General features: G+C 68.0%; 26 protein-coding genes. 15 read left to right on the forward strand and 11 right to left on the reverse strand.

The annotated features are described in order from the left end of the window. Positions 1 to 927, reverse strand: a complete 927-nt coding sequence (locus NVV99_RS06220; RefSeq protein WP_024103063.1) for a sigma-70 family RNA polymerase sigma factor — start codon at positions 925 to 927, stop codon at positions 1 to 3. A 102-nt stretch (positions 928 to 1,029) separates the two neighbouring features. Here NVV99_RS06220 and NVV99_RS06225 point away from each other — a divergent pair, with 102 nt between their 5' ends. Beyond that, on the forward strand, positions 1,030 to 1,671 hold the full coding sequence (locus tag NVV99_RS06225; RefSeq protein WP_006551712.1) for a GyrI-like domain-containing protein: 642 nt from the start codon (positions 1,030 to 1,032) through the stop codon (positions 1,669 to 1,671). Then, complete coding sequence (locus NVV99_RS06230) at positions 1,671 to 2,165, forward strand: NUDIX domain-containing protein (protein ID WP_024103064.1); 495 nt, start codon at positions 1,671 to 1,673, stop codon at positions 2,163 to 2,165. The genes NVV99_RS06225 and NVV99_RS06230 overlap by 1 nt, the downstream gene beginning before the upstream one ends. Positions 2,166 to 2,245: 80 nt before the next feature. Here NVV99_RS06230 and NVV99_RS06235 read toward each other — a convergent pair whose 3' ends face one another. Genes NVV99_RS06235 through NVV99_RS06250 form a run of 4 tightly spaced genes read right to left on the reverse strand, consistent with a single transcriptional unit; the run spans position 2,246 to position 4,413 of the window. After that, positions 2,246 to 2,659 carry a DUF302 domain-containing protein gene (locus NVV99_RS06235; protein WP_024103065.1) on the reverse strand — a complete coding sequence of 138 codons (414 nt, stop codon included), beginning with the start codon at positions 2,657 to 2,659 and terminating at the stop codon, positions 2,246 to 2,248. Between the two features lie 29 nt (positions 2,660 to 2,688). Next, positions 2,689 to 2,958 (reverse strand): metal-sensitive transcriptional regulator, encoded by a 270-nt coding sequence (locus tag NVV99_RS06240; RefSeq protein ID WP_024103066.1) that lies wholly within the window; start codon positions 2,956 to 2,958, stop codon positions 2,689 to 2,691. 55 nt (positions 2,959 to 3,013) lie between these two features. Then, a complete protein-coding gene (locus tag NVV99_RS06245) occupies positions 3,014 to 3,784 on the reverse strand; it encodes a sulfite exporter TauE/SafE family protein (RefSeq protein WP_260782768.1) in 771 nt (256 codons plus the stop codon). 23 nt (positions 3,785 to 3,807) lie between these two features. Further along, entirely contained in the window at positions 3,808 to 4,413 is a 606-nt protein-coding gene (locus NVV99_RS06250; protein WP_024103068.1) for a rhodanese-like domain-containing protein, read from the reverse strand. Positions 4,414 to 4,576: 163 nt separating this feature from the next. Between NVV99_RS06250 and NVV99_RS06255 the strand changes: the two genes are divergently transcribed. The 6 genes from NVV99_RS06255 (at position 4,577) to NVV99_RS06280 (ending at position 11,565) form a co-directional block, all read left to right on the forward strand. Next, the gene (locus tag NVV99_RS06255; protein WP_024103069.1) at positions 4,577 to 5,956 is read left to right on the forward strand and encodes a rhodanese-like domain-containing protein; all 1,380 of its coding nucleotides are present in this window, start codon (positions 4,577 to 4,579) and stop codon (positions 5,954 to 5,956) included. A 578-nt stretch (positions 5,957 to 6,534) separates the two neighbouring features. After that, complete coding sequence (locus tag NVV99_RS06260; protein ID WP_024103070.1) at positions 6,535 to 7,620, forward strand: ABC transporter substrate-binding protein; 1,086 nt, start codon at positions 6,535 to 6,537, stop codon at positions 7,618 to 7,620. Next, positions 7,617 to 8,444, forward strand: a complete 828-nt coding sequence (locus NVV99_RS06265; protein WP_024103071.1) for an ABC transporter ATP-binding protein — start codon at positions 7,617 to 7,619, stop codon at positions 8,442 to 8,444. The genes NVV99_RS06260 and NVV99_RS06265 overlap by 4 nt, the downstream gene beginning before the upstream one ends. Next, on the forward strand, positions 8,431 to 9,294 hold the full coding sequence (locus NVV99_RS06270; RefSeq protein WP_024103072.1) for an ABC transporter permease: 864 nt from the start codon (positions 8,431 to 8,433) through the stop codon (positions 9,292 to 9,294). Before NVV99_RS06265 ends, NVV99_RS06270 begins: the two co-directional genes overlap by 14 nt. Positions 9,295 to 9,331: 37 nt before the next feature. Beyond that, complete coding sequence (locus tag NVV99_RS06275) at positions 9,332 to 10,657, forward strand: MFS transporter (protein ID WP_024103073.1); 1,326 nt, start codon at positions 9,332 to 9,334, stop codon at positions 10,655 to 10,657. Then, the gene (locus NVV99_RS06280) at positions 10,579 to 11,565 is read left to right on the forward strand and encodes an LLM class F420-dependent oxidoreductase (protein ID WP_024103074.1); all 987 of its coding nucleotides are present in this window, start codon (positions 10,579 to 10,581) and stop codon (positions 11,563 to 11,565) included. Before NVV99_RS06275 ends, NVV99_RS06280 begins: the two co-directional genes overlap by 79 nt. A gap of 101 nt (positions 11,566 to 11,666) precedes the next feature. Here NVV99_RS06280 and NVV99_RS06285 read toward each other — a convergent pair whose 3' ends face one another. After that, a complete protein-coding gene (locus NVV99_RS06285) occupies positions 11,667 to 12,335 on the reverse strand; it encodes a DUF3239 domain-containing protein (protein WP_024103075.1) in 669 nt (222 codons plus the stop codon). Between the two features lie 272 nt (positions 12,336 to 12,607). Between NVV99_RS06285 and NVV99_RS06290 the strand changes: the two genes are divergently transcribed. The 3 genes from NVV99_RS06290 to NVV99_RS06300 are packed head-to-tail and all read left to right on the forward strand — an operon-like array spanning position 12,608 to position 16,342. Then, the gene (locus NVV99_RS06290) at positions 12,608 to 13,978 is read left to right on the forward strand and encodes a CitMHS family transporter (RefSeq protein WP_024103076.1); all 1,371 of its coding nucleotides are present in this window, start codon (positions 12,608 to 12,610) and stop codon (positions 13,976 to 13,978) included. 49 nt (positions 13,979 to 14,027) lie between these two features. Then, positions 14,028 to 15,698, forward strand: a complete 1,671-nt coding sequence (locus tag NVV99_RS06295) for a sensor histidine kinase (protein WP_024103077.1) — start codon at positions 14,028 to 14,030, stop codon at positions 15,696 to 15,698. Next, the gene (locus NVV99_RS06300) at positions 15,680 to 16,342 is read left to right on the forward strand and encodes a response regulator (protein ID WP_006551688.1); all 663 of its coding nucleotides are present in this window, start codon (positions 15,680 to 15,682) and stop codon (positions 16,340 to 16,342) included. Before NVV99_RS06295 ends, NVV99_RS06300 begins: the two co-directional genes overlap by 19 nt. 40 nt (positions 16,343 to 16,382) lie before the next feature. On the opposite strand, the gene NVV99_RS06305 is transcribed toward NVV99_RS06300, so the two are convergent. From NVV99_RS06305 to NVV99_RS06320, 4 genes are all read right to left on the reverse strand, one after another. Further along, entirely contained in the window at positions 16,383 to 18,041 is a 1,659-nt protein-coding gene (locus NVV99_RS06305; RefSeq protein WP_006551687.1) for a DNA repair helicase XPB, read from the reverse strand. A gap of 132 nt (positions 18,042 to 18,173) precedes the next feature. Continuing rightward, complete coding sequence (locus NVV99_RS06310; protein WP_019289943.1) at positions 18,174 to 18,332, reverse strand: hypothetical protein; 159 nt, start codon at positions 18,330 to 18,332, stop codon at positions 18,174 to 18,176. Positions 18,333 to 18,355: 23 nt separating this feature from the next. Continuing rightward, on the reverse strand, positions 18,356 to 18,532 hold the full coding sequence (locus NVV99_RS06315; RefSeq protein ID WP_183079270.1) for a hypothetical protein: 177 nt from the start codon (positions 18,530 to 18,532) through the stop codon (positions 18,356 to 18,358). A gap of 6 nt (positions 18,533 to 18,538) precedes the next feature. Further along, positions 18,539 to 18,976: a hypothetical protein gene (locus NVV99_RS06320; protein ID WP_144376970.1), complete on the reverse strand. Its 438-nt coding sequence runs from the start codon at positions 18,974 to 18,976 to the stop codon at positions 18,539 to 18,541. Between the two features lie 188 nt (positions 18,977 to 19,164). On the opposite strand from NVV99_RS06320, the gene NVV99_RS06325 reads away from it, so the two are divergent. Genes NVV99_RS06325 through NVV99_RS06340 form a run of 4 tightly spaced genes read left to right on the forward strand, consistent with a single transcriptional unit; the run spans position 19,165 to position 23,173 of the window. Further along, a complete protein-coding gene (locus NVV99_RS06325) occupies positions 19,165 to 20,229 on the forward strand; it encodes an ABC transporter substrate-binding protein (protein ID WP_024103078.1) in 1,065 nt (354 codons plus the stop codon). Beyond that, complete coding sequence (locus NVV99_RS06330) at positions 20,226 to 21,089, forward strand: ABC transporter permease (protein ID WP_024103079.1); 864 nt, start codon at positions 20,226 to 20,228, stop codon at positions 21,087 to 21,089. Before NVV99_RS06325 ends, NVV99_RS06330 begins: the two co-directional genes overlap by 4 nt. Beyond that, positions 21,065 to 21,790 (forward strand): ABC transporter ATP-binding protein, encoded by a 726-nt coding sequence (locus tag NVV99_RS06335; RefSeq protein WP_024103080.1) that lies wholly within the window; start codon positions 21,065 to 21,067, stop codon positions 21,788 to 21,790. Before NVV99_RS06330 ends, NVV99_RS06335 begins: the two co-directional genes overlap by 25 nt. A 42-nt stretch (positions 21,791 to 21,832) precedes the next feature. Next, on the forward strand, positions 21,833 to 23,173 hold the full coding sequence (locus NVV99_RS06340; protein ID WP_024103081.1) for an LLM class flavin-dependent oxidoreductase: 1,341 nt from the start codon (positions 21,833 to 21,835) through the stop codon (positions 23,171 to 23,173). A gap of 70 nt (positions 23,174 to 23,243) precedes the next feature. On the opposite strand, the gene NVV99_RS06345 is transcribed toward NVV99_RS06340, so the two are convergent. Then, on the reverse strand, positions 23,244 to 25,523 hold the full coding sequence (locus NVV99_RS06345; RefSeq protein ID WP_024103082.1) for a helicase-associated domain-containing protein: 2,280 nt from the start codon (positions 25,521 to 25,523) through the stop codon (positions 23,244 to 23,246). Positions 25,524 to 25,546 lie beyond the last annotated feature (23 nt).

The raw sequence follows: 25,546 nt of genomic DNA on the forward strand, positions 1-25,546 counted from the left end.
CTAGTCGAAGATGCTGTCGGGCAGGAGCACTCCGCGTCCGAGCTTCTCTGGGTTCGCGATGTCGTAGGCCGCCCAGATCCGTCCGTCCCGCACGGTCCACGCCGTCACGCGCGGAGGGAAGCCCGGCCGACCGTCCTCGGCCGGGCGACCGCGGTTCAACAGACCCATCTCGCCGTTGACGAGGACCGGTTCGAAGGCCGTCAACGCCTCGGCTCCGTAGAGCCGCAGCAGTCCGAGGATGAACCGCGCGACCTTCTCGGCTCCGACCACGACGTTCAGCGCCGTACGGGTCGTGCCGCCGGCGTCGCCGATCATGCGGGCGTCGGGATGGAGCGCGGCGACGACGGCGTCGAGGTCGGCGCCCGCGAAGGCCGCGACGAGCCGCCCGACGGCCTCCTCGTGTTCGGCCGGTGAACTCGGCGGTGGAACGGCCGAGACCGTACGGCGGGCGCGGGAGGCCAGCTGGCGGGCGGTCGGGGTGGCGACGCCGAGGATGCGGGCGATGTCGTCGAACGAGATGTCGAACGCGTCGTGGAGCACGAACGCCACGCGCTGTGCCGGTGTCAGGCTGTCGAGGACGACGAGCGCGGCCAGGCGGTTGTCCTCGTCGCGCACGATCTCGTCGAGCGGGTCCGGGGGAGCGAGGGAGCCGAGGGGCGCCACGACGGGTTCGGGCAGCCACTGGCCCACGTAGGTCTCGCGGCGCACCGCGGCCGAGCGCAGTCTGTCGAGGCACAACCGTCCTACGACTGTCGTCAGCCAGGCACGCAGGTCGCGCACCTCGGAGACATCCGCGCCCACGAGTCGCAGCCATGCGTCCTGCACGGCGTCCTCGGCGTCGGCGATGCTGCCGGTGAGGCGGTACGCCACCGACAGCAGGTGGGTGCGGTTCTCCTCGAATGTCTTCTGGGTGCTCTCGTCGAGCATGGGGACGATGCTAGACGCGATCGGCTGCGGGGCGAAGGGGTGTCGATCGCGCGTACGGATGCTGTCGGGCGCCTATTCTCGTCCTCGAACGGAAGGGGCGCCGTGGACAAATACGACATCAAGCGTGAGCACCGCGAGCTGTACTCGTGCTCGGCCGAGGATTTCGCCGAGGTGCACGCTCCCGAGTTCGACTACCTCGCCGTGGACGGCAAGGGTGATCCGAACGGTTCCGAGGAGTACGCCGATGCCGTCGAGGCCCTCTACTCGGTGGCGTACACCCTGAAGTTCACCTCCAAGAAGGAACTCGGGCGGGATTTCGTCGTCGGACCTCTCGAAGGCCTGTGGTGGAGTGAGGACATGACCACCTTCCTCACTCGGGACAAGGACTCCTGGTCGTGGCGCATGCTCATCGCGCAGCCGCCCTGGATCACCGACGACATGATGAACGACGCGATCGAGACGGCGGGCGACAAGGCCAGGGCGAAGAAGAACCCGCTCCCGTCGCTGCCGCGTGTGCGGCCGTTCCGGCTGGCGGAGGGCAGGGCGCTGCAGATCCTGCACGTCGGGCCGTACGACGACGAAGGCCCCGTCCTGCAGTGCCTGCACACGCAGGTGATGCCCGAACGAGGGGTGACGTTCGCCGGCGACCACCACGAGATCTATCTGTCCGACCCTCGCCGCACGGCCCCCGAGAAGCTGAAAACCATTCTCCGTCAACCTGTCGCAGGCATACAGGAGCAATGATGGCCGTCACCAGCGCAGGTCTGATGTTCTACCGCGTCGACGACACCGGTCTGCTCAGCGTGTGGCTCGTCCACCCCGGCGGCCCGTTCTGGAAGGGGAAGGACGAAGCGGCCTGGTCGGTGCCGAAGGGGGAGTACGGGCCGGAGGAGGACCCCCGGGAGGTCGCCCTGCGCGAGTTCACCGAGGAGTGCGGGGTCGAACCGCCGGACGTGCCGCTGTCGTTGCTCGGTCGCTACCGGCAGTCGTCCGGCAAGATCGTCAGCATCTACGCGGGAGAGACGACGGACGAGCTGGAATTCGTCGAGAGCAACACGTGCGAGGTCGAATGGCCGCCGAAGTCCGGTAAGCGGATCACGATCCCGGAGGTCGACGATGCGCGCTGGATCGTCGCGGCGGACGCCGAGACGAAACTGCACAAGGGGCAGCGGCCGGTGCTGGAAGCGCTGCGTACGCGATTGGACGAAGAAGGCCGGTACTACCGCGTCGAGCCGTAGTCCGGCAGCACCATCGGAACGAGGAACTGCCGGCGATCGAGGCGAGCGCCTCGTCGTCGTCGACCTCCGCAGCGCGTCTGTCAGTCCGCCACCGTGTCCGCTTTCAGTGAATCGATGGCGGCCTGCAGGGCGGTGGTGGCGTCATCGGCCACATCTGCGAGTCCCGGACTGTCCGCGATCTGCACCATCATCTGCGGGTTCATCGCGTCGACCACCACGGTGTCGGGGTCCTCGGGGTCGGTGCGGACCACGACGTTGCAGGGGAGCAGGAGCCCGATCTGCCGATCGACCGTCACCGCACGGTGGGCGAGCGGCGGATTGCACGCACCGAGGATCACGTAATCCTCCATGTCCTCACCGAGTTTCGCTTTCAGGGTGGCCTTCATGTCGATCTCGGTGAGAATCCCGAACCCTTGCTCGGACAGTGCTTTACGGGTGCGTTCGACCGCATCGCCGAACGATGTGCGCAGGGTGGCCGTCAGTGCGAGTGCCATGAATTTCTGCCTTCCTCTCGAAGCGCCGGTCAGGCCAGGGCGAGGAAGAGCTTCTCGAGCTCGGCCTCGGTCATCGGCTCCTTGCCCTCCTCGGCGTTGCCGCTCATGCACTCCTTCAGGCCGGTTGCCACGATCTTGAATCCGGCGCGGTCCAACGCGCGCGACACGGCTGCGAGCTGCGTGACGACGTCCTTGCAGTCGCGGCCCTGTTCGATCATCGAGATCACTCCGGCGAGCTGGCCCTGGGCTCTGCGCAACCGGTTGAGTACCAGTGCGATGCTGTCTTCGTCGCCGACCATGGAAATGTCCTTTCGTAGACCTGCCGTCAGTGTACCCCCGGGGGTATGTTGCGGGCTATTGTCGCAGGAAGACGGCATCGACGAGCACGTAGGTAGCCACCGCGAACACGAGCAATGCGAACCAGCGTTGTAGTCGACCCGTGTCGATACGGGAACCCAACCGGCTCGCGACCAGCGAGCCGACGATCGCCACCCCTGCGAAGGCGGCCGTGATCGACCAGTCGATGCTCGTGCCGCTCAGGTGCGAGACGAGTCCGGAAGCCGAGTTGGCGACGATGACCACCAGCGAGGTGCCCACCGCGACCGGCATCGTCACGCCGAGAAGCAGGACCAGGGCCGGGATGATGAGGAATCCGCCGCCGACACCGAACAGGCCGGTGAGGAAACCCACTGTCAGGCCTGCCGACGCCGAGCGCGGAACGCATCGGCGCCAGTCGATCCCGGAACCGCCCGTCGAGCACGCGGTCCCGGTGTTCCCACGCTCGGCGAGCATCCGCGCTCCCGCCACCACCATCACCACCGCGAATCCGACGAGCAGTACGCGCTCCGGGAGCAACCGTCCCACCGCGCTGCCGACGAAGGTGGCGGGCAGACCGGTGAGAGCGAAGATGCCGGCCAGCCGCCACTGGACCTGACGGGCCCGCACCTTCGGCAGCGCACCTACCGTCGAAGCTGCGCCGACGACGATCAACGAGATCGGGATGGCCTCCTCGATGCTCAGCCCCATGCCGAAGACCAGTGCCGGCACTGCGAGAATCGAGCCGCCACCGCCGAGCAGGCCCAGTAGTACGCCGATCGCGGCACCGAAACCGAATGCGAGTGTCATGGTCGTCTCCACGTCGGGCGCGCTCACTCCCGGTAGTCGGATGGAGTCGGCTGCTTCGATGCGATCAGTTGTGTGACGACGGCCTGCGCGTCGCACGCGGCGCTGCGGTTGTACGGAAGCCTGGCGAGCAGCAGGCCCATTGCGCACGTGTTCGACAGGGCCGCGAGAGCCAGCCCGCCACCGATTCCCGCCGCGAGCCACTTCAGTCTCGGGGCTGCGACGCTGCCGAGAATCGACGACAGCACGAGCGAACCGGCGACCAGCCGGACCTGGCGTTCGAGATCCCACCGTTCGAAACCGCGGTTGACGGGGAGATCGGCTGATTCCCACGCCAGAATGCCGCCGTCGAGGATGCGGATGTGGGAAAGGCCGGCTGCCCGCAAGGTCTGCTCGGCCTGCCCTGCGCGCTGTCCGGATCTGCATACCAGCACGATGCCCTCGTCGAGATGTGCGCAGAATTCGTCGCGGTGCTCCCGCAGCAGGTCGAGCGGCACGTTGTAGGAGCCGGGGATGTGCACCGACTCGAACTCGCCCGGTGTACGGACGTCGACGATGCGCACGTGGCCGGCGGCATTCAGCGATTCGCGCAGGGTGTTCGGGTCGATGGTGGTCGTCGAGGACTCGGTCATGGGTGCCTTTCGGTGGGATGGGGATCGGGAGGGGAGACGGGAACGGTCGCTGCGCGAAGGCCGTGCCTCTATCTCGATACCCCCGGGGGTACTTGACATACCCTAGGGGGTATATGACAGGCTTGTCCACAACGAGGTCGAATCGACTCATTCGGAGGAATCCATGATTCTCGAGCAGTACTACATCGAGTGCCTCTCCCACGCGTCCTACCTCATCGGCGACGAGAACACGGGAAAGGCCGTCGTGGTCGACCCCCGCCGCGACATCGACGAATATCTTTCCGACGCAGCGAAGTACGGACTGGGGATCGAAGGTGTGATCAACACCCACTTCCACGCCGACTTCGTCTCGGGTCACCTCGAACTGGGCGACGCCACAGGTGCGTGGATCGGGTTCGGTGAATCCGCCGAGACGGATTACCCGATCCGGCGGTTGCGCGACGGCGAGAAGATCTCCCTCGGTGAGGTCGAACTCGAGATCCTCTCCACCCCGGGCCACACCTGGGAATCGATATCGGTGCTGGTGCGCGAACACCCCGGCGCCGTTCCGGCCGCAGTTCTGACCGGCGACTCGCTGTTCATCGGCGACGTCGGACGCCCGGACCTGGTCAACCTCGGCGACGGCTCGACCGGCGATCTGGCCCGGGCGATGTACCGCACCGTGCACGACAAGCTTCTGACGTTGCCCGACGAGGTCGTCGTCATGCCTGCTCACGGTGCCGGTTCGTCGTGCGGAAAGAACCTGTCGAGCGAACTGACCTCGACCATCGGCGAGCAGCGCGCCACCAACCCGTCCGTGCAGCCCATGAGCGAGGACGACTTCGTCAGCCTGGTCACCGAAGGTCAGCCGGCAGCTCCGTCGTACTTCTCGGTCGACGCGGCGATGAACAAGCGGATGCACCCGCTCCTGGTGCAGGACCGCGCGATTCCCGAGTTGACGCCGGAACAGGTGAAAGACGAACTCGTCGCCGGCACACGTGTTCTCGATGCGCGTGGTGTCGACGACTTCGCCGCCGGGCACCTGCGCGGCTCGGTGAACGTCGGATTCGACGGCCGTTTCGCGGAGACGGGCGGCATGGTCGCCGAGGTCGGTGAGAGGATCGTGCTGATCACCTATCCCGGTGAAGAACAGAATGCCGCGGTGCGTCTCGCCCGCATCGGATCCGACGGTGCGGCAGGTTATCTGAACGTCGATCGCGACGGTGTCTTCCCCGCCGAACTCACCGGCCTGATCGAGACCGCCCGACGGACGACGGTCGAAGAACTCGACCGGTTGCTCTCCGACGATGCGGTCACCCTCGTCGACATCCGCAATCCCGGTGAACGCGAATCCGGTGTGATTCCCGGATCGGTTCCGATTCCGTTGGCACAGTTGCGCGCCCGTCTGGAACAGGTACCGGTCGGTAAACCGATCGTGGTGCACTGTGCAGGTGGGTGGCGTTCGAGCGTGGCGGCATCACTGCTGCGTGCGCAGGGTTTCGAGAACGTCACCGACCTGCTCGGCGGTTACAACGCCTGGGTCGCTTCCCGCCTGTCCGCCTGACCCCCATACGACAATCGATACGAGGAGATTCTCATGTGTTTTCCCGTGACGTGCCCGACCTGCGGTAGCACCGGCTGGGGAGGGTGTGGGCAGCATGTCGACGCCGTGATGGCGTCCGTTCCCGCAGCCGATCGCTGCACGTGCAGTTCCGGCAACGCGGACGGCGGACGGCGCCGGCGGAGCCTGTTCTCGCTCTTCCGCTCCTGACCCTGCTGCATCGTCCCTACTGCAACGAAGGCCGGCACAGTCGATGTGTCGGCCTTCGCCGTGCGCGGGGCAGGAATCGGCCACTTCCGATCACGCTGCGCACAATCGTTGCGATCCTGCACGCGGGTCGGGGATGCTGTCACGGTCGCAGAACTTCGAAGGGGGACGGACCGTGTCCGAGTGTCGGTTGTGTTGTCGCTGAGAGACAACCACATCTCTTGCCGCTGACGAACAGCAGCGCCCATCACCGCACCGCCGGTGCGTAGTTCGCTGTGCCCGGCATGCTCGGGCATCACATCACCGTGCCCGGCATGCTCGGGCATCACATCACCGTGCCCGCACCACGGGCCGACACGAGGACTCGAATCCTGATGCCCGCATCCGCCCTGCGCAGAAATCTGCTGCGCGTCGTCGCTGCGACTGCAGCCTTCCTCACCCTCGCCTCCGTCGCCACGGCCTGCTCGGGTTCCGAGGCCACCACCACTGCGGACGGCAAGACCGTTCTCCGCTACGAGGGCTCGGCCGGACAGGTCGGGTTCCCTGAACTCGCCGAAGCGCTCGGATACTTCGAGAACGTCGGGCTCGAATGGATCGGCGACAACGGCAACGGCCCCCAGTCGCTCCAGAACACCGCGACGAACCAGGTCGACTTCGGCGGCGCGTTCAACGGTGCCGTGATCAAGGCGCAGGCCGGCAACTCACCGCTGACCTCCGTGCTCGCCTACTACGGGTCCGACGAGCAGACCTTCAACGGCTACTTCGTCCTCGAGGACAGCCCGATCCGCACCGCGCGCGATCTGATCGGCAAGAAGGTCGGGATGAACACCCTCGGTGCTCACCACGAATTCCTGGTGCGGGAGTGGCTCGCTCAGCAGGGCCTGACCCCCGAGGAGATCGCGCAGGTAGAGCTCATCGTGGTCCCGCCCGTCAACACCGAGCAGGCTCTGCGCGAAGGACAGATCGACGTCGGGACGCTCGGCAGCGTGTTCCGCGAGACCGCGGTGGAACGGGGCGGCATCCGGCCGCTGTTCACCGACGAGTCCCTCTTCGGGTCGTTCTCCTACGGGACACTCGTGTTCCGCAACGACTTCATCGAGCGGAACCGCGATGTCGTCGCCGACCTGGTGCAGGGCACGGCCCGTGCCATCCGCTGGACCCAGGTGACCCCGCGCGACGAGGTGATTGCGAAGTTCGAGGAGATCATCGACGGTCGCGGACGCAACGAGTCGACGAGCCTCGTCGCGTACTGGCGCAGCCCCGGCGTCGCCGGCCCCGGTGGGGTGATCACCGACCAGGAGATCCGGACGTGGATCGACTGGCTCACGCGCAACGGCGAGCTCGACGAAGGGCAGATCGAACTCGACGACGTCTACACGAACGAATTCAACCCCTACGCCAACGGCACCTACGAGCCCACCAGCGGCCCGAACGGCGAACCCCTCGAGGAGGCGAAGTGAGCGAGCCCAAACTTCGGATCGACCACGTCACCAAGAAGTTCCCGGTGCGCGGCACGAACGACACCTTCACCGCGCTCGACGACATCAGTCTCGACCTCGCCGACGGGGAGTTCCTCGTCCTGGTCGGACCGAGCGGTTGCGGAAAGTCCACCCTGCTCGACCTTCTCGGTGGTCTCACCACACCGACCTCGGGGCAGATCCTGCTCGACGGCCGGCCCATCTCTGGCCCCGGCCTGGATCGTGGAATCGTTTTCCAGCAGTACGCACTGCTCCCGTGGCGCACGGCCCGTAGCAACATCGAATTCGGTCTGGAGGCGAAGGGTCTGCCCAAGCGGGAGCGTCGCGATCTCGCCGGGCACTACCTCGATCTCGTAGGCCTGCACGGATTCGGCGACCGCTACCCGCACGAGTTGTCGGGAGGCATGAAGCAGCGCGTCGCCATCGCACGCAGCCTCGCCTTCGATCCCGAAGTGTTGCTCATGGACGAGCCGTTCGCGGCACTCGACGCCCAGACCCGCGAATCCTTGCAGGACGAACTGCTCCGCATCCGGCGCGAGACCGGCAAGACGATCCTGTTCATCACCCACGGCATCGACGAAGCCGTCTATCTGGGACAGCGCGTCGCGATCCTCACATCCCGACCGGGTCGGATCAAGACCGTCGTCGACGTCGACATCGACCGGAACGTCGACGACGTCCGCTCGAGCGAAGCATTCCGGGCACTGCGGCACGACATCTGGTCGCTGCTGCACTCGGAGGTGGCCCGCGCGCACGACCTCGAACTCGCCACAGCAACGGAAGAGGCCCAGCATGTCCAGCACTAGTGCCGTTCTGACGAAGCCCGAGCTCGACGACCGCATCACACCCGCAGTCACGCCGGCCGGATCCCCGGTGCGCAGCGTCGGGCGGCGTACCGGTGCCCTGGTGTGGCGTTTCGTCAAGCCGGCCGTCGCGATCGTCGCCTTCCTGGCGCTGTGGGAGATCGCTCCCCGGGTCGGGCTCGTCGACGAGGTGTTCCTGCCGCCGTTCACCACCGTGGTCGGAGCGTTCCTCGACCTGATCGGCAACGGTCAGCTCGCCGACCATCTGGCGGCGAGCCTGTCCCGCGCGCTCGTAGGGTTCTTCGTCGCCGTCGCGATCGCGGTGCCGCTCGGGGTGGCGATCGGTTGGTACAAGCCGGTCGCGGATCTGCTGAACCCGATCCTGGAGGTCTTCCGCAACACGGCCGCCCTCGCGCTGCTCCCGGTGTTCATCCTGATCCTGGGTATCGGGGAGACCTCGAAGGTCGCGCTGGTGATCTATGCGTGCACCTTCCCGATCCTCCTCAACACCATCTCCGGTGTGCGCACGGTGGATCCGCTGCTGGTGAAGTCCGCGCGATCGCTGGGTCTTCCGGCGCACCGCCTGTTCCAGAAGGTCGTGCTGCCCGCGGCCGTGCCGACGATCTTCACCGGTGTCCGGATGGCGGCGGCATCGTCGATCCTGGTGCTCATCGCCGCCGAGATGGTCGGCGCGAAGGCCGGTCTCGGCTACCTGATCACCGCGTCGCAGCTGAACTTCCGGATCCCCGACATGTACGCGGGCATCATCGCGATCTCGCTCGTCGGGCTCGTCTTCAACGGCGTCCTCGTCGCGATCGAACGCCGCCTGTCGCGGTGGCGCGCCGACCAGTGATCCCCGCCGAACCGTCCGAGCCCCGAGTCGTGGCCGCATGACGGAGGGATTCGACCCGAAATCGCTGATCACCACGGTCTTCGTGCCGTCGGCGATCTTCGGGATCGGCCAGGGTGCCGGTGCCCCCGTCGTGGCACTGCTCGCGCGCGAACTCGGCGCGTCGGTGCCCGTGGCGGGGGTGGTCGTCGCACTCGTCGCGCTCGGCGCCGTGATCGGCGACCTGCCGGCGGGAAGCATCGTCGCGCGGTTGGGGGAGCGTCGCGCGATCCTCGCAGGTACCGCCCTGGGAACCGTCGGTGTCCTGGTCTCCCTCACGGCCTGGACACCGGCGGTTCTCGCCGCGGGCGCGGTGCTCACCGGGTTCGCCAACGCGGTGTGGGGTCTGGCGCGACAGAGCTATCTCGCCGAGGCCGTGCCGATCGAGCGACGAGCACGGGCCATGGCGGCCTTCGCCACGATGTGGCGACTCGGTTTCTTCCTCGGTCCGTTCCTCGGCGCCGGTGTCATCCACCTTGTGGGAGTTCGGGGCGGCCTCGCGGTACAGGCCGTGGGTGTGGTGCTGTCGGGCGTCCTCATGGCGCGGGCGCCGGACCCCGGGCGACGAACGGACGCCGGAACCGGCGAGCGCACGCACACCTCGCTCGGCACGATCCTGCGACGGCACCGCCGACTGCTCGGCACACTCGGCGTCGCGTCGCTGCTGATGGGTGCGGCCAGGGCATCGCGCGAAGCGGTGCTGCCGCTGTGGGCGAGTCATATCGGACTCGACGCGGCCACCGTCTCGATCGTCTTCGGGATCGGCGGTGCCGTCGACCTGCTCTGTTCGTATCCGGCCGGGCAACTGATGGACCGGTACGGGCGACGGGCCGTCGCGGTGCCGTCGCTGCTCGTGATCGGGGTGGCCTTCCTGATCCTGCCGGTCGCCGACGACCTGGCGTCTCTCGCGGCGGTCGCGGTGGTGCTCGGCATCGGCAACGGTCTGGGCAACGGGGTGATCATGACGCTCGGTGCCGACACGGCACCACCTGCGACCCGGGCAGAGTTCCTGGCGGCCTGGCGGCTCACCCACGACACCGGCATGTTCGTCGGTCCGTTCGCCGTCGGAGCCGTCGCCACCCTGTCCCTGGCCGCCGGTGCCCTGACCGTGGGCGGTCTGGCTCTGCTCGGAGCGGCCTGCATGTTCCGCTTCGTTCCGCGATACTCGCCATGGCCGCGGCGCACACTGGAACAGGTGGCGCCGGCCGAACCGGCACTGCACAACGTCACTTCGACCCTAGGACACGTATGCGTTTCGGATTGTTCGTCCCCCAAGGTTGGCGACTGGACCTCGTCGGCATCGACCCCTCCGACCAGTGGCAGGTGATGCGCGATCTCGCGCTCCGCGCCGATCGCGGACCGTGGGAATCGATCTGGGTGTACGACCACTTCCACACCGTCCCTGCGCCCACCGACGAGGCCACCCACGAGGCATGGAGCCTCGTGTCGGCTTTCGCCGCCGTCACCGAGCGTGTGCGCATCGGCCAGATGTGTACCGCCATGGCCTATCGCAACCCCGCCTATCTCGCGAAGGTCGCGGCCACCGCCGACATCATCTCCGGTGGGCGCATCGAGATGGGGATCGGTGGCGGATGGTACGAACACGAATGGCGCGCATACGGTTACGGATTCCCGTCGCCGGGTGAGCGGCTGCGCCGACTCGACGAGGGCGTGCAGATCTTCCGACAGGCGTGGACCACGGGTTCCGCGACGTTCTCAGGTAGGCATTACACCGTCGACGGAGCCATCGTCCGCCCGCTTCCGCTGCAGGAGGGCGGTATTCCGCTGTGGATCGCCGGCGGCGGCGAGAAGGTGACCTTGAAGATCGCCGCGAAGTACGCGCAGTACACCAACTTCGACGGCACACCCGCAGGGTTCGCGCGCAAGTCGGAGATCCTGCGCGAGCACTGCGCCGAGGTCGGCACCGACTTCGACGCCATCGTGCGATCGGCCAACTACAACGTGGCGATCGGCCGCACCGAAGCCGAGGTGCAGGACCGGCTCGAGGCACTGCGGGCCCGTCTCGAACCGATCGTCGGAGCGGAGAAGGCCGACGGGGCGCTCGACGCCTTCCGGGGGATGCCCGCCGTCGGCACCCCCGAGCAGATCGTCGAGAACCTCACCGCGCTGAAGAAGCAGGGGCTCGAGTACGCGATCTTCTACGTTCCCGAGGCCGCCTACGACACCTCGGGGCTGGAACTGCTCGAGAAGGAAGTGCTCCCGCACCTCGCGTGATGCCCACTGCCCCTGAGAGCTGGAGGGGCCAGCCGTTCACGGGCCGTGTGGGTCGTCGGCCGACAATCCGGCGACCCACAACGTCCCGGGGCACGCCCCCGTCACCGCAGTTCGGGCGGCAGTTCCTTGCTCGCCAGTTCGAGGCGACGCTCGTCGGTGGCATCGACCTGGTCCACCATCTTCAGCTTGTCCTTCAGCACGCGCCACTCCACCTCGGGGATCTGCGCGACCGCGTCGGCGATGACCTTCTGATCACGGGTACCCCAGGCGATCGGCATGGGGCCGACCATCTGCCACACCCCCGAGTCGTTGCGGGTCGTGCGGTCGGAAAGGACCGCGGCACACGGCACGCGCTCACCGATCGCGATCCGGTGACCCGGCACCGCCTCCACGTTGCGGGTGACCAGGGCGAAGTGCCGGCCGGACGTCTCGGGCTTGGCGATGTCGACGAGCGCGAGCAGCGTCAACCCGCGGGCACGCTCGGCGGCGACGACGGCCGGGACGAGAGGGCTGTCGCGGTAGAGCTGTTCGATGGTCCCCACCTTGCGCGGCGCCCACAGCGCCACCCACACCGACGTCGCGGCCGCGACCGCCAGCACGGCGGCGACGATGTACGCCCAGGCTTCGCCGAGCAGGAACAGACCCACCGCACCCGCGACGCACACCAGGCCGACGAATATCGCCGACCACCGCAGACGACGGACATCCGCGAGGGTCTGGTTCACGGCCTTGGCATGGGGCAGGTCCACAGGGAAGTCGAAGCGGCGCACGCCACCAGCTTATTGGAGCCCTTGGGCCGACCACTGTCGGCCTCCGGCGGCGAGCCCGACCACGACGGGCTCGAGCAGAATGCGCACAACGGCGCTTTCGCGCGCAACGGTGACTCGGTGAGGGACGTGGCCACACACTCTGCTGTAGCAGAGATCACACAACCCTCACGGCTTCGAGCCGGACCCCCACACCGAACCTCCGGTCGCGCCCGCGACCCGTGGTCGACGTGTGCCCGGACCGGCCCCGATCACGTCAGAAAGTGGGCACCGCCATGCTCGTCGTCCTCGGCTTCCTGATGGTCGCCACGTTCATGTACCTGATCATGTCGAAACGGGCCACCCCGGTCGTCGGCCTGATCCTGATCCCGGTCGCGTTCGGCCTGATCGCCGGAGCCGGCACCGACATCGGCGACATGATCGTCGACGGCGTCGAAAGTCTCGCCCCCACAGCGGCGCTGCTGTTCTTCGCGATCATCTTCTTCGGCATCATGATCGACGTCGGCCTGTTCGACCCCCTCGTGCGGCTCATCCTGCGGCTCGTGCGCGACGACCCGGCACGACTGGTGATCGGAACCGCTGTGCTGGCGATGGTCGTCTCCCTCGACGGGGACGGGTCCACGACGTTCATCATCACCACCTCCGCACTGTTGCCGCTCTACCTGAAACTGAAGGTCAGCCCGGTCGTCCTCACCGTCGTCGCGGGCCTGGCGAACGCCACGATGAACATCATCCCGTGGGGCGGGCCGACGGTCCGTGCAGCCAGCGCGCTCGGGTTGTCCCCGTCCGACGTGTTCGTCCCGATGATCCCGTCGCTCGTCGTCGGACTCGTGGTCGTGCTGGGCTTCGCTGCTCACCTGGGCTTCGTCGAACGTCGCCGTCTCGGAAAGCTCACGTGGAAGCCCGACCTGATGCCGCTCGGCGCTGGTCCGTCCGGAGTGGGTACGACGGTCGGAAAGGGCACCGATACGACCGACGGGGAGGTCGGTCGGTTGGCTGCCGGACTCGACCCCGACCGTCCGACCCTACGTCCGCGTCTGCTGCCCTTCAACGCGATCCTCACGGTGGCGCTGCTCGTCGTCCTCGGCCTCGACATCCTGCCGATCCCCGTGCTGTTCATGATCGCGGCCGGTATCGCGCTGGCCGTGAATTTCCCTCGCGTCGTCGATCAGTCCGCCGCGATCGCACGCCATTCGTCGAGCATCGTGTCGGTCGTCGCGATGGTGTTCGCCGCCGCCGTCCTGACCGGCGTGTTCCAAGGCACCGGCATGGTCGAATCGATGGCGTTGTGGCTCACCGGCGTCGTCCCCGACGCACTCGGCCCGTTCCTCGCCGTCATCACCGGCCTGCTCAGCATCCCGATGACCTTCTTCATGACCAACGACGCCTTCTACTTCGGGGTGCTCCCGGTGCTGGCGGAGACGGCAGCGCAGTACGGCATCGAACCGGTCGAGATGGCGCGCGCATCGATCACCGGACAGCCCGTCCACATGCAGAGCCCGCTGGTCCCGGCGATTCTGCTGCTGGTGACCCTCGCCGGGGTGCCACTGGCCGACCATCACCGCAAGGTGCTGTGGCGCGCCGGAGTGGTGTCGGTCGTGATGCTCGTCGTCGGGGTGGTACTCGGGCAGATTCCGTTCGGATGAGATCGGCCCCGGGCCACACTGGACGGATGGGACGAACGGGAGCGACGCCGTGAAACTTCGCACCCAGGTACTTCTGCTCCAGTCCGCGGTGGTGGCGGTGGCACTCGGCATCGGATTCACGGTGTTCGCCACCACCACCGAGGACCGAGTCACCGACGAGCACGGTCAGCGGGCGCTCGCGATCGCACGGTCGGTGTCCGCGGACCCGACCGTGCGGGACGAGGTCGCACGCTATTCGGCCGCCGACGACGGGGTGGTTTCCCCGGACAACCCGGAACTCGCATCCGGTGCGGTGCAGGAGGCCGCCGAGGCCGTCCGCACCGCCACCGGAGCGTTGTTCGTCGTGGTCACCGACGACCAGGGACTCCGGCTCGCGCATCCCGATCCGGAGCAGCTCGGCCGGAGGGTGAGCACCGACCCCACCGAGGCACTCGCCGGACGGGAGGTCGTGACCAGCGAGTCGGGCACGCTCGGCGATTCGGTCCGGGCCAAGGTGCCGGTGAGCGATCCCGTCTCGGGCAGGGTGGTCGGGGAGGTGAGCGTCGGCATCGCCACCGACCGGGTGCGCGCCGACCTGCGCAGCGACCTCGCCGATGCCGTCCTGATCGCGCTCGCAGCACTCGTGTGCGGTGCTGTCGGATCGTTGCTGCTCGCCAACCGCTGGAAGCGGCTCACTCTGGGACTCGAACCCGAGCAGCTCACCGAGCTGGTCCGCGAACAGGAGGTCGTGCTGCACGGGATCTCCGACGGGGTCGTCGGCACCGACGCCCGCGGCAACGTCACCGTCGTCAACGCCGAGGCGCGTCGTCTGCTCGATCTCGACGACGGAATCGGTCGCAGTGTCGACACCCTCGGAATGACCCCGCGGTTGCTCGACGTGCTGCGCTCCGCGGAGGGCATCCCGGTCGCGGCGACCACCGGCGACCGGGTCGTCGTCGCCGTCTCGCGGCGTGTGGTGCGCGACGGCCGGGATCTCGGCACGGTGATGTCGGTGCGGGACCGGACCGACATCGAGACGCTCACGCGCGAACTCGACGCGGTCAAGGCGATGAGTACGGCACTGCGGGCCCAACGGCACGAGTTCGCGAACCGGCTCCACCTGCTCGACGGACTGCTCCGCCGGGGGCATGCGGAGCAGGCGCTCGAGTACATCGAACAGATCCTCGGTTCGGGTCCGCTCGGTGAGCAGCTCGAGGGCATCGACGCGATCACCGACCCGTACCTGCACGCCTTCCTCGTCGCGAAGGCCGCGCATGCGCGCGAGCAGGGAGTCACGCTCGTGCTCGGCGAGAACACGTGGGCGCACGCCACCGTGCGGGCACCCGTCGACGTCACGACGGTGCTCGGCAACCTGCTCGACAACGCGATCGAGGCGGCACGCACGAGCGGGCGCGCTCCGGCCGAGGTCGAGGTGGAACTGATGGAGGACGGTGCCGACCTGCACGTGAGTGTCGCGGACACCGGCGACGGCGTCGATCCCGCGCTGCCCGACGTCTTCGCCGAGGGCGCAACGACCCGCAGCGATCCGACGGTGCCCGGTGGCCGGGGAATGGGGCTGGCGCTGGCACGGCGCATCGCGCGGCTGCACGGCGGCGACGTCGTGCTGGCGGACCGTGGCGGGCAGCGCACGCCGGAGAATCCGACCGGGGGTGCGGTCTTCCTGGCGACGCTGCCCGGGATGCTCGACGAAAGGGACACGGGATGGGCGGAACGGATCTGAAGGTCCTCGTCGTCGACGACGACTTCCGGGTCGCCGAACTCCACGCCTCCGTGGTCTCGGGTGTGGCGGGATTCGAGGTCTGCGCGGTCGCCGGGAGCATCGCGGCGGCCCGGGACGCCGTTCGGGCCGGTCCCGTCGATCTCGCCCTCGTGGACGTGTACCTACCGGACGGCTCCGGGATCGACCTGATCCGGAGCCTCGAATGCGACAGTTTCGTGCTCGGTGCCGCCGGCGAGGGCACGACGGTGCGCGCGGCACTCACCGCCGGTGCGCTGGTGTATCTGGTCAAGCCGTTCGCAAGCACCGAACTGGCCCGGCGGCTGGCGGCCTACGCGCAGTACCGCAGGGTCGTCGCGGGGGAGGAGCTCACCCAGACCGAGATCGACACGGCGCTGGCCGCACTGCGGCCGGTGTTGCCGGCCGCCCGCCCGGCACCCTCGCGTTCGATGACCGAAGAGCTCGTGATGCAGGCGCTCCGGGAATCACCGGAACCGATGTCGGCTGGGGAGGTAGCCGTGACGATCGGGGTGTCGCGCGCGACCGCACAGCGCTATCTCGCGGCGCTCGTCGCGAAGAAACGCCTGCGGATGCAGTTGCGCTACGGCACCACCGGCCGTCCCGAACAGGAATACCGGCCGCAGTGACACGAAGTCCCTGTGACGCGTCGCGCAGGGACGCTCCGCGTCAGCCGATCTGAGGTCCGAGCAGGTCGTCGGCGTCGGTGATCCGGTACGCGTAACCCTGCTCGGCGAGGAACCGCTGGCGATGCGCGGCGTATTCGGCGTCGAGGGTGTCGCGCGAGACCACGGAGTAGAAGTGGGCCTGCCCGCCGTCGTGCTTCGGACGCAGCAGCCGCCCGAGACGCTGGGCCTCCTCCTGACGCGAACCGAAGGTGCCCGACACCTGGATCGCGACCGAGGCCTCCGGCAGGTCGATGGAGAAGTTCGCGACCTTCGACACGACGAGCACCTTCAGCTCGCCCGACCGGAACCGGTCGAACAGCGCCTCGCGTTCCTTCGTCTTCGTCGAACCCTTGATGACCGGGGCGTCGAGCGCTTCACCGAGCTCGTCGAGCTGATCGATGTAGGCACCGATGATCAGTGTCGGGGCGTCCTGGTGCTGCTCGAGGATCGACTTCACGACCGGGATCTTGGTGCGCGCGGTCGAGCACAGCTTGTACCGTTCCTCGGGCTCGGCGACCGCGTACGCCATGCGCTCGGCGTCGGTGAGGGTCACGCGGACCTCCACGCAGTCGGCGGGGGCGATCCAGCCCTGGGCTTCGATGTCCTTCCACGGCGCGTCGAACCGCTTCGGGCCGATGAGCGAGAAGACGTCGCCTTCGCGTCCGTCCTCGCGCACGAGGGTCGCGGTGAGACCGAGGCGGCGGCGGGACTGCAGGTCTGCGGTCATACGGAAGACCGGCGCCGGCAGCAGGTGCACCTCGTCGTAGATCATCAGCCCCCAGTCGCGGGAGTCGAACAACTCGAGATTGCGGTATTCACCCTTCGACTTGCGGGTGATCACCTGGTAGGTGGCGATGGTGACCGGGCGGATCTCCTTCTTCTCGCCCGAGTACTCGCCGATCTCGTCCTCGGTGAGGGAGGTACGGGCGATCAGCTCGCGCTTCCACTGGCGCCCGGCGACCGTGTTCGTCACGAGGATGAGCGTCGTCGCGCCGGCCTTCGCCATCGCGGCCGCGCCGACCATCGTCTTACCGGCGCCGCACGGCAGCACCACGACACCCGAGCCGCCCGACCAGAACGAGTCGGCGGCCAGTTCCTGGTAGTCGCGCAGGTGCCAGGGGTTCGTCTCGAAGTCCAGCGAGATCGAATGGGCCTCGCCGTCGACGTACCCCGCGAGGTCCTCGGCCGGCCAGCCGATCTTCAGCAGCATCTGCTTGACGCGTCCGCGCTCGCTCGGATGCACGATCACGGTGTCGTCGTCGATGCGCGCACCGAGCATCGGGGCGATCTTCTTGTTTCTCAGGACCTCGGCGAGCACCGCCCGGTCGAGGCTGACCAGGGTCAGGCCGTGGGCGGGGTTCTTGACCAGCTGGAGGCGCCCGTAACGGCTCATGGTGTCGACGATGTCGACGAGCAGCGCCTGCGGGACGGCGAACCGGGAATGCGAGACCAGCGCGTCGACGACCTGCTCGGCGTCGTGACCGGCGGCACGGGCGTTCCACAATGCCAGCGGCGTCACCCGGTAGGTGTGGATGTGCTCGGGGGCGCGTTCGAGCTCGGCGAACGGTGCGATCGCCTGCCGCGCCTCGTTCGCCCGGTCGTGATCGACCTCGAGGAGCACGGTCTTGTCGGACTGGACGATGAGCGGTCCGTCGGCCACGAGTGCCTCCTGTGGATGGAAAGTAGAACTTTCCCATTCTCCAGGTTCGGGCCGTACCGCGCCACCACGACGGTGTACGGCCGTGCGTTCCCCCGTGGCGGGAACGCACGGCCGACCGGTTTCACGGCGTACTCACCGTGCGAGCGACTGCCGCACCTCCATCACGCACACCAGCGCCTCGGAGATACCGGACCGGTAGCCGGCGTCTTTCTCGGAGGTGGGAGGTCTCGAATCCAGTTCCGATTCGAGTCGTTCCTGGATCTTGTCCAGGGCATGCAGCGTCCGCTTCATTCCAGTACCGATTTTCTCTTTTCTCAGGCCGGCTGTTTCATCGCGCCGGCACGCTCGTCGAGAACGAACACCCGTGCACGCGCCAAGGCGGCGCGATATCCGTGCCGCTGTGCGTCGGTGCCCGTTTCCCGACCGGACAATCCACTTATCTTGTCGTACAGCGCTTCGAGCGCTGCGATTTCGAGATCCATGGCCTGCAACCGGATTCAGCTCCGCTTCCGCTTACGAATGAACTCGCCGGCTTCGGCGGCCTTCTGCCGCTTCTCCTGACGACGTTCCTTCAGGGACTTCGCTGGCTTCTTCGAATTCTTGCCCTTGTCGGCCATTGTCACTCCATCTTCGATGAACAACCACTCGACAAGACCACACCATACGTCATTTCCCGGAAAAAGCCAGTCGCTCGAATTATTCTGTGCGCCATCCGAACACGGCGCTGAAATGTTCCGTACTCCGGTGTCCGGAGTTGATTTCACCGTGCGCTGATCCCTGTCGGGAAGTTCCGCGCGGCCGATACCGTCACCGGCGATGCTGTGCAGACAGAGGACGTCCACAGCCCGGGCGGACGGGGGAGAGCGATGGGCCGGACCGTGATCGCAGGCCGCAGTGCCTCGCGTCGCGAACACCGTGCGTGTCGTGTCGTCCACCGATCGCGGTTCCGTGGCTGTCCGCACTGTCGCTGTTCTCCGTACCGTGACCGCTGATTTCGGGACTGCGGTTTCCGGGACTGCTGTCGTCGCGGTCGGGCCCGCGCTCGGGTTCCCGCTCGTCTTCCGGTGGCGCACGTCGGCGTATTCGCGCGATGTCGCGCCCCTCACCTTCGTAAGGAGTTCTCATGATCGTGTCCTCACTCGTGCGCTCTCGAAGATCGCGCGCTCCGATCGTCGTCGCGGCCGCACTGAGCGTCGTGCTCACCGGGTGCGCCGGCGGTTCGACCGGGGGATTGTCCGCCGACGCCGAAATCCCCGAGGAGATTCCACCGGGGACGTCGTTGAGCATTGCCGTCAAGCCCACCCGTATCCAGCTCGAAGCGACCGATCGTATCGACGAGTTGCCGTTCACGGTGTCGGACTGGCCCGACGTCTCGGCCGGTCCCGACGTCATCCAGGCGTTCCGCGGCGACGCCGTCGACCTCGCGGTCAATGCGGCGATTCCTCCCATCCAGGCCCGTGCCACCGGGCTCGACGCCAGGATCGTCGCCGTACGCGAGAAGGATTCGCCGCAGTACTCGCTCGCGACGGCACCCGGTACAGACATCGATTCGTTGGACGACCTGCGCGGCAGGAAGATCGCGTTGTCGCCGGGGCAGGCCCAGGGTGTCGTCGTGCTCCGGACGCTGAAGTCGGCCGGAATCGGTCTCGACGAGGTGGAATTCGTCGAACTACCGAGCACGCAGTTCCTCACGGCGCTCCAGGCGAAACAGGTCGACGTCGCACCGCTGGCGGAACCTACCCTCACGAAGTACCTGAACCAGTACGAAACCGAGGGCGCGCGAGGGGTGTTCACGCCCGAGGTCGACGCGTTGAGTGTTCTGTGGGCTCCGGTGTCCGTGCTCGAGGATCCTGCGAAGGTCGCGGCGATCAAGGAATTCATCCCGTTGTGGGCACAGGGTGACGTCTGGGCGTGGGAGAACCGGGACGAGTGGATCCGGAAGTACTACGTCGAGAGCGAGGGGGTGTCGTACGAGGACGGCAGGCGGATCGTCGAAACCGTCGGCCAGAAACCGGCATATCCCATCGACTGGGACTCCGCGATCGAATGGACGCAGGAGACCTCGGAACTGCTCGACGAGGCCGGATGGTTCGACGAGTTCGACGTCGAGCAGATCTTCGATCGCAGATTCGAAACTATTGCCGCGGAGTCGGTTCCGCAGGAGTACCGGAAGGGGTCGGATTCGTGACCGGCACACTGACACGGCCGGTGGAGGTCGGCGCCCGCCCACCGGACCCCACCGATCAGCCACCGACGGAGGGGATCAGGCCGCTCCGGCGGCTCGGTCTCCGCAAGGCCGTCCCGTTCTCGCGCATGACCGGCGTGGTTCTGCTGCTCGTCGTGTGGGCGATCGGGTCGGGTGCCGGATGGATCGACGACCGCAAGCTCTCCGCTCCCTGGACAGTGGTGACCAGCGCGGTCGAACTCGTCGCGGAAGGAACTCTGCAACAACACATCCTGGCATCGTTGAGCCGTGCCGTGCTGGGCTTCGTGATCGGATGTGTCATCGGCACCGCGCTCGCGCTCGCATCCGGCCTGACGCGCACCGGTGAAGCACTGATCGACGGCCCCGTGCAGTTCAAGCGTGCGATCCCGACGCTGGGTCTCATCCCGCTGCTGATCCTGTGGCTCGGCATCGGCGAGACCTTCAAGATCACGGTGATCGCACTCGGGACGGTCGTGACCATCTACATCCAGACGCACAACGCTCTCACGGCCCTCGAACAGCGCTACGTCGAACTCGCCGAGGTCCTCGCTCTCACTCGCGCACAGTTCGTGTGGAAGGTGGTGCTGCGAGGAGCGCTGCCCGGATTCTTCCTCGGTCTGCGCCTGGCGGTGACCGGTGCGTGGCTCACCCTGATCGTGGTCGAGAGCATCAACGCCGTGAGCGGCCTGGGCAAGATGATGTTCAACGCCCAGAACTACGGTCAGCCGGACGTCATCCTCGTCGGATTGCTCGTCTACGGCATCTTCGGTCTGGCATCCGACGCCGGTCTCCGGTTGGTCGAGCGTCGGGCGCTCGCCTGGCGGAAGACGCTGGGCGGATGAGCGCCGTACGCATCCGCGGCCTGATCCGCGGCTTCGGCGACCGGAACGTGCTCGACGGGCTCGACCTCGAGATCCCCGACGGACAGTTCGTCGCCCTGCTCGGCAGGAGCGGATCCGGGAAGTCCACCCTGCTGCGTGCGCTCGCCGGCCTCGACTACGACGTGGAGATCCGCGGCGGCGCCCTCGCGGTACCGGAGAAGGTCTCCGTCGCCTTCCAGGACTCCCGCCTGCTGCCCTGGCTGCGCGTGCTCGACAACGTCACGCTCGGGCTCGACAGGCAGGGCAGGAGCCGGGGATCCGAGATGCTGGCCGAGGTCGGCCTGGCCGGGCGCGAGGACGCCTGGCCGCTCGAACTCTCCGGCGGGGAGCAACAGCGTGTCGCGCTGGCCCGGGCCCTGGTGCGGGAGCCGCAGTTGCTGCTCGCCGACGAGCCGTTCGGCGCGCTCGACGCCCTGACCCGCATCAGGATGCACGGACTGCTCGACGATCTCGTCCGCGCGCACCGTCCCACCGTGCTGCTCGTGACTCACGACGTCGACGAGGCGATAGTGCTCGCCGACCGGATCGTCGTGCTGGACGAAGGGTGCATCGCCGTCGACTGCCACGTGGATCTCGACAAGCCCCGTTCCATCACGGATCCCGGTTTCCGGGACATCCGTGAAGACCTCCTCACCGCCCTCGGTGTCATCACGCAACTGTGACGAAAGACCTTTCACGACAGGAGAAGACATGACCGATCGTCGATTGCACTCAACGCCTTCCTCATGCCCGTCGGCCATCACGAAGCGGCCTGGCGTCTGCCGGAGAGCGACCCGAACGCGAATCTCGACATCCAGCACTACATCTCGCTCGCCCGCACCGCCGAGCGTGGCAGGTTCGATTCGGTGTTCCTCGCCGACAGCCCCGTGCTGTTCGCGAATCCCGAACGGCGTCCGAGCGGCAAGCTCGAACCCACGATCATCCTCACCGCGATCGCGACGGCCACCGAGCGGATCGGTCTCATCGGGACCGCGTCGACGACCTACAACGAGCCCTACAACCTCGCGCGTCGATTCGCATCGCTGGACTTCGTCAGCGGGGGACGGGCCGGCTGGAACATCGTCACTACCGCCGGTGACGACGCCGCTCGCAATTTCGGTCTCGACGGCGTGCCGGCGCACAAGAGCCGCTACGCGCGGGCCGCCGAGTTCGTCGAGGTGTCGACCAAGCTGTGGGACAGCTGGGAGGACGACGCGATCGTCGCCGACAAGGAGGCGGCGATCCACGCCGACTCCGCGAAGGTCCACACCTTCGAACACGAGGGAGAGTTCTTCTCGGTGGCCGGGCCGCTCAACGTGCCGCGGTCGCCGCAGGGCTATCCGCTGCTCGTGCAGGCGGGCTCGTCGGAGAACGGCAAGGACTTCGCCGCGCTGTACGCCGAGGCGATCTTCACTGCTCAGCCCACCTTCGAGGAGGGCAAGGCGTTCTACGACGACGCGAAGGATCGGGTCGGCAAGGTCGGCCGCGACCCGCGGCAGGTGCTGATCCTCCCGGGCATCGTGCCCGTCATCGGCGATACGGAGAATGAGGCACGCGAACTCGACGCCGAACTGGCCCGGCTGATCTCGCCCGAGTACGCGCGCCACCAGCTTGCCGAACGGTTCGGGTTGCGGCCGGAGCAGCTTCCGCTCGACGAGCCGCTGCCGGAGAACCTGCCGTCCGAGGACGAGATCGAGGGAGCCAAGAGCCGGTACACGCTCATCGTGCAGCTCGCGCGACGGGAGAACCTCACGGTGCGGCAGCTCATCGAACGACTCGGCGGCGGTCGCGGCCATCGAACCTTCGCGGGCACGGCCGAGCAGGTGGCCGACACGATCGAGCACTGGTTCCACAGCGGCGCGGCCGACGGCTTCAACATCATGCCCGCCGTGCTGCCGTCGGGGCTCGAGAAGTTCGTCGACGGTGTGGTGCCGATCCTGCAGGAGCGCGGTCTGTTCCGCACCGAGTACACCGAATCCACCCTGCGTGGGCACTACGGGCTCCCACGGCCGGAGAACCAGTTCACCGTCGGCGGGGCGTTCGTGGGGTTCGCGACGCAACGCTGAGCCTCTCCGCCCACGGGCCGGTGGTGGGCGGTTCCAGGCGATGCTCGATCAACCGCACCCGGGTCCGTCGTCAGTCGACCAGCGCCACCGACGTGACGCGGTGCAGGACGAAGCTGCGCACCGAGCCGGTCGCCGGGTCGAAGGCCTGCACCTGCCCGCCGCCCACCGACACCGGATCGACGATGCGGCGCGTCGCCACACCCTGAGCGTCGACGTAGCCGAGGGTGACGCTGCGCTTGCCGTGCACGGCCAGTTGCAGCAGCGCGAGCGTCGCCGCACCGCCGGACCGGCTGCCGTCACCACGTGCCGAGGCCGTCGGTGTCGCGGACTCCGCACGGTCGCCGGCGCGCAGCGTGCGCACGAGGGTGTCGAGCTGCTCGTCGCTCGGCGAGGTGGGCCCGGCATAGCGGGCCCGGGCACGCGGCATCGCGACGCGGGCACCCCGGGGCCGTAGATCCACGATCGCTCCCGATGCGTCCTCCCCGGCGGGAGCGAAACCAGCGGCGCGCAGCTCGGTGAGCACCTCGGCGAGAGGAGCCTGCGAGATCGCGACGGTCGGGGCGACCGCGCGCAGGGCGAGCGTGGCGGCGACCGGGGCGGACAGTACCTCGGTGAGCAGAGCCGGATCGTCAGCGCGGACGAAGGACGTCGCCACACCGGCCCGCAGGCGTCCGTGGCGACGCGCGACGTCGTCGATCAGGTAGGTGAGCGACTGCGGCACCGGGGTGCGCGAATGCGTCGCGAACAGGCCGTGCAGGTCGCTCGCGCCGAGCCCGGCGTCGAGCGCGCGCCGGATACTGCTCTCGCCGATCCGGTAGACGGTCGCGGCACCGGCCGATTCGACGTCGGCGACGAGCGCGATCCGCTCGCCGAGTTCGGGGACGAGCGGTCCGGGGGCGACGACCGTGAGGTCGGCCTGGACGAGCACGTAGTCGACGGGTTCGGGGAGCACCGCTGCCATCTCGGCCTCGGCGTCGCCGCCGTGCAGCAGCGCCTTGCCCGGCGACGCGAGCATTCCGTGCGCGACGAGACCGAGTGTCGTCGCCTCGCGCACGGTCTCCACGACGCTCGTCGTGTCGAAGCGACTCGCCCAGCGAGGACGACGCCACGCCGCAGCGGTACGCAGGTCGGCGACGTCCGTGCCCGCCGCCGGCACGTCGGAGAGGGCGTCGAGCAGCAACCGCCGGTCGCGGGCGGCAGTAGGGGACTTCACCTCGTCGGACAGCGCGGCGACCGGCTTGTCGTTCTGGTCGCGCCGGCCGATCAGCCAGGGCCGGCGCGGCAGATCGAGCCAGGCACCGGCGAGCACGGCCCAGCGGTAGGCGGGGGAGGACGTGAGCCACGCGTCGGTGGCGGTGGTCGGTGCCCAGTGATCGTCGTCCCCGGGTGTCGGCGGATCGGGGAGGCCCCGCGCGATCAGACCGGCACCTGCGAGGACCTCGACGACGAGCGCCGTCTCGTCGTCGTCGAGTCCGACCGCCTTCCCGATGCGATGCAGTTCGCGGACACCGAGCCCACCGGCCTTGAGGACGGGGGCGGCTTGCGCACCGAGGGTGTCGAGAACGTCTTCGCAGTGCCGCAGCAGTTCGAGGGCGGCGCCGCCGGCGGTCGCATTGACGTCGGCGGTCGATCGGGTGGGTTTCGGTGCGCGCGGGGGAGCGAGCGCCGCCGGATCGAAGGGAGCGTCGTCGCGCAGTGCCTGGCCCACCCGGTGGGGGAGTTCGACGGTCTCGTCGTCGATGCGGAAGAGCAGTCCGGCGGCGAGCAGTTTCTGCACGGGCCGGTCGGCGGGGGTGTCCGGTGCAGCGTCGCGGGTCCGACCGATCGGGGACGTACGCGACAGGGTGTCGAGGATGCTGCGCTGCTCGGGCGGAAGAGCCGCGAGGAGGTCGTCGAGCTCCTGCCGGGACGGTCCGGTGACGTCGCCGGTGCGTCCGACGCGCCACGGAACGGCGTCCACGGCGGCGGCGACGAGACGCAGTTCGTCGGTGGACCCCCACACGAGCAGCAGCGAGCGCAGGGTGGACAGGATCCGGTCGAGATTCCTCGCGCTGATGCGGCCGGAGACCTCGTCGAGCACGGCGGCGCGGGAGACGGGGGTGTCCACCGCTCCGAGACGGGCCAGCACCTCGATGATCCCGAAGGCGGCGGTGTCGAGTTCGTTGGCCGCACGGAACACCGAGGCGCGTTGCTGAGCCCGGCTCGCGAGCACGTTCATGCTCGCCGGTGGCGGCACTACGAGATCCGGACGGGCGCGCAGCGTGGCGGCCAGATCCGTGTCGCGTCGACCTGCCAGCCAGCGGGCGAGGGAGTCCGAGGCGGTGTCGGGAGCGGGCGTGGTCGGGGACATCCCCTCCAGATTAGAGACCTGCG

The organism is Rhodococcus sp. PAE-6 (assembly GCF_025290685.1).
Classification (GTDB): domain Bacteria; phylum Actinomycetota; class Actinomycetes; order Mycobacteriales; family Mycobacteriaceae; genus Rhodococcus; species Rhodococcus pyridinivorans.

Excerpts from the sequence above, each read along its gene's own strand:
- NVV99_RS06220 (WP_024103063.1), bottom strand. The coding sequence starts at position 927 with ATGCTCGACGAGAGCACCCAGAAGACATTCGAGGAGAACCGCACCCAC.
- NVV99_RS06230 (WP_024103064.1), top strand. The coding sequence starts at position 1,671 with ATGGCCGTCACCAGCGCAGGTCTGATGTTCTACCGCGTCGACGACACC.
- NVV99_RS06235 (WP_024103065.1), bottom strand. The coding sequence starts at position 2,659 with ATGGCACTCGCACTGACGGCCACCCTGCGCACATCGTTCGGCGATGCG.
- NVV99_RS06240 (WP_024103066.1), bottom strand. The coding sequence starts at position 2,958 with ATGGTCGGCGACGAAGACAGCATCGCACTGGTACTCAACCGGTTGCGC.
- NVV99_RS06245 (WP_260782768.1), bottom strand. The coding sequence starts at position 3,784 with ATGACACTCGCATTCGGTTTCGGTGCCGCGATCGGCGTACTACTGGGC.
- NVV99_RS06250 (WP_024103068.1), bottom strand. The coding sequence starts at position 4,413 with ATGACCGAGTCCTCGACGACCACCATCGACCCGAACACCCTGCGCGAA.
- NVV99_RS06255 (WP_024103069.1), top strand. The coding sequence starts at position 4,577 with ATGATTCTCGAGCAGTACTACATCGAGTGCCTCTCCCACGCGTCCTAC.
- NVV99_RS06260 (WP_024103070.1), top strand. The coding sequence starts at position 6,535 with ATGCCCGCATCCGCCCTGCGCAGAAATCTGCTGCGCGTCGTCGCTGCG.
- NVV99_RS06270 (WP_024103072.1), top strand. The coding sequence starts at position 8,431 with ATGTCCAGCACTAGTGCCGTTCTGACGAAGCCCGAGCTCGACGACCGC.
- NVV99_RS06275 (WP_024103073.1), top strand. The coding sequence starts at position 9,332 with ATGACGGAGGGATTCGACCCGAAATCGCTGATCACCACGGTCTTCGTG.
- NVV99_RS06280 (WP_024103074.1), top strand. The coding sequence starts at position 10,579 with ATGCGTTTCGGATTGTTCGTCCCCCAAGGTTGGCGACTGGACCTCGTC.
- NVV99_RS06290 (WP_024103076.1), top strand. The coding sequence starts at position 12,608 with ATGCTCGTCGTCCTCGGCTTCCTGATGGTCGCCACGTTCATGTACCTG.
- NVV99_RS06300 (WP_006551688.1), top strand. The coding sequence starts at position 15,680 with ATGGGCGGAACGGATCTGAAGGTCCTCGTCGTCGACGACGACTTCCGG.
- NVV99_RS06310 (WP_019289943.1), bottom strand. The coding sequence starts at position 18,332 with ATGAAGCGGACGCTGCATGCCCTGGACAAGATCCAGGAACGACTCGAA.
- NVV99_RS06325 (WP_024103078.1), top strand. The coding sequence starts at position 19,165 with ATGATCGTGTCCTCACTCGTGCGCTCTCGAAGATCGCGCGCTCCGATC.
- NVV99_RS06345 (WP_024103082.1), bottom strand. The coding sequence starts at position 25,523 with ATGTCCCCGACCACGCCCGCTCCCGACACCGCCTCGGACTCCCTCGCC.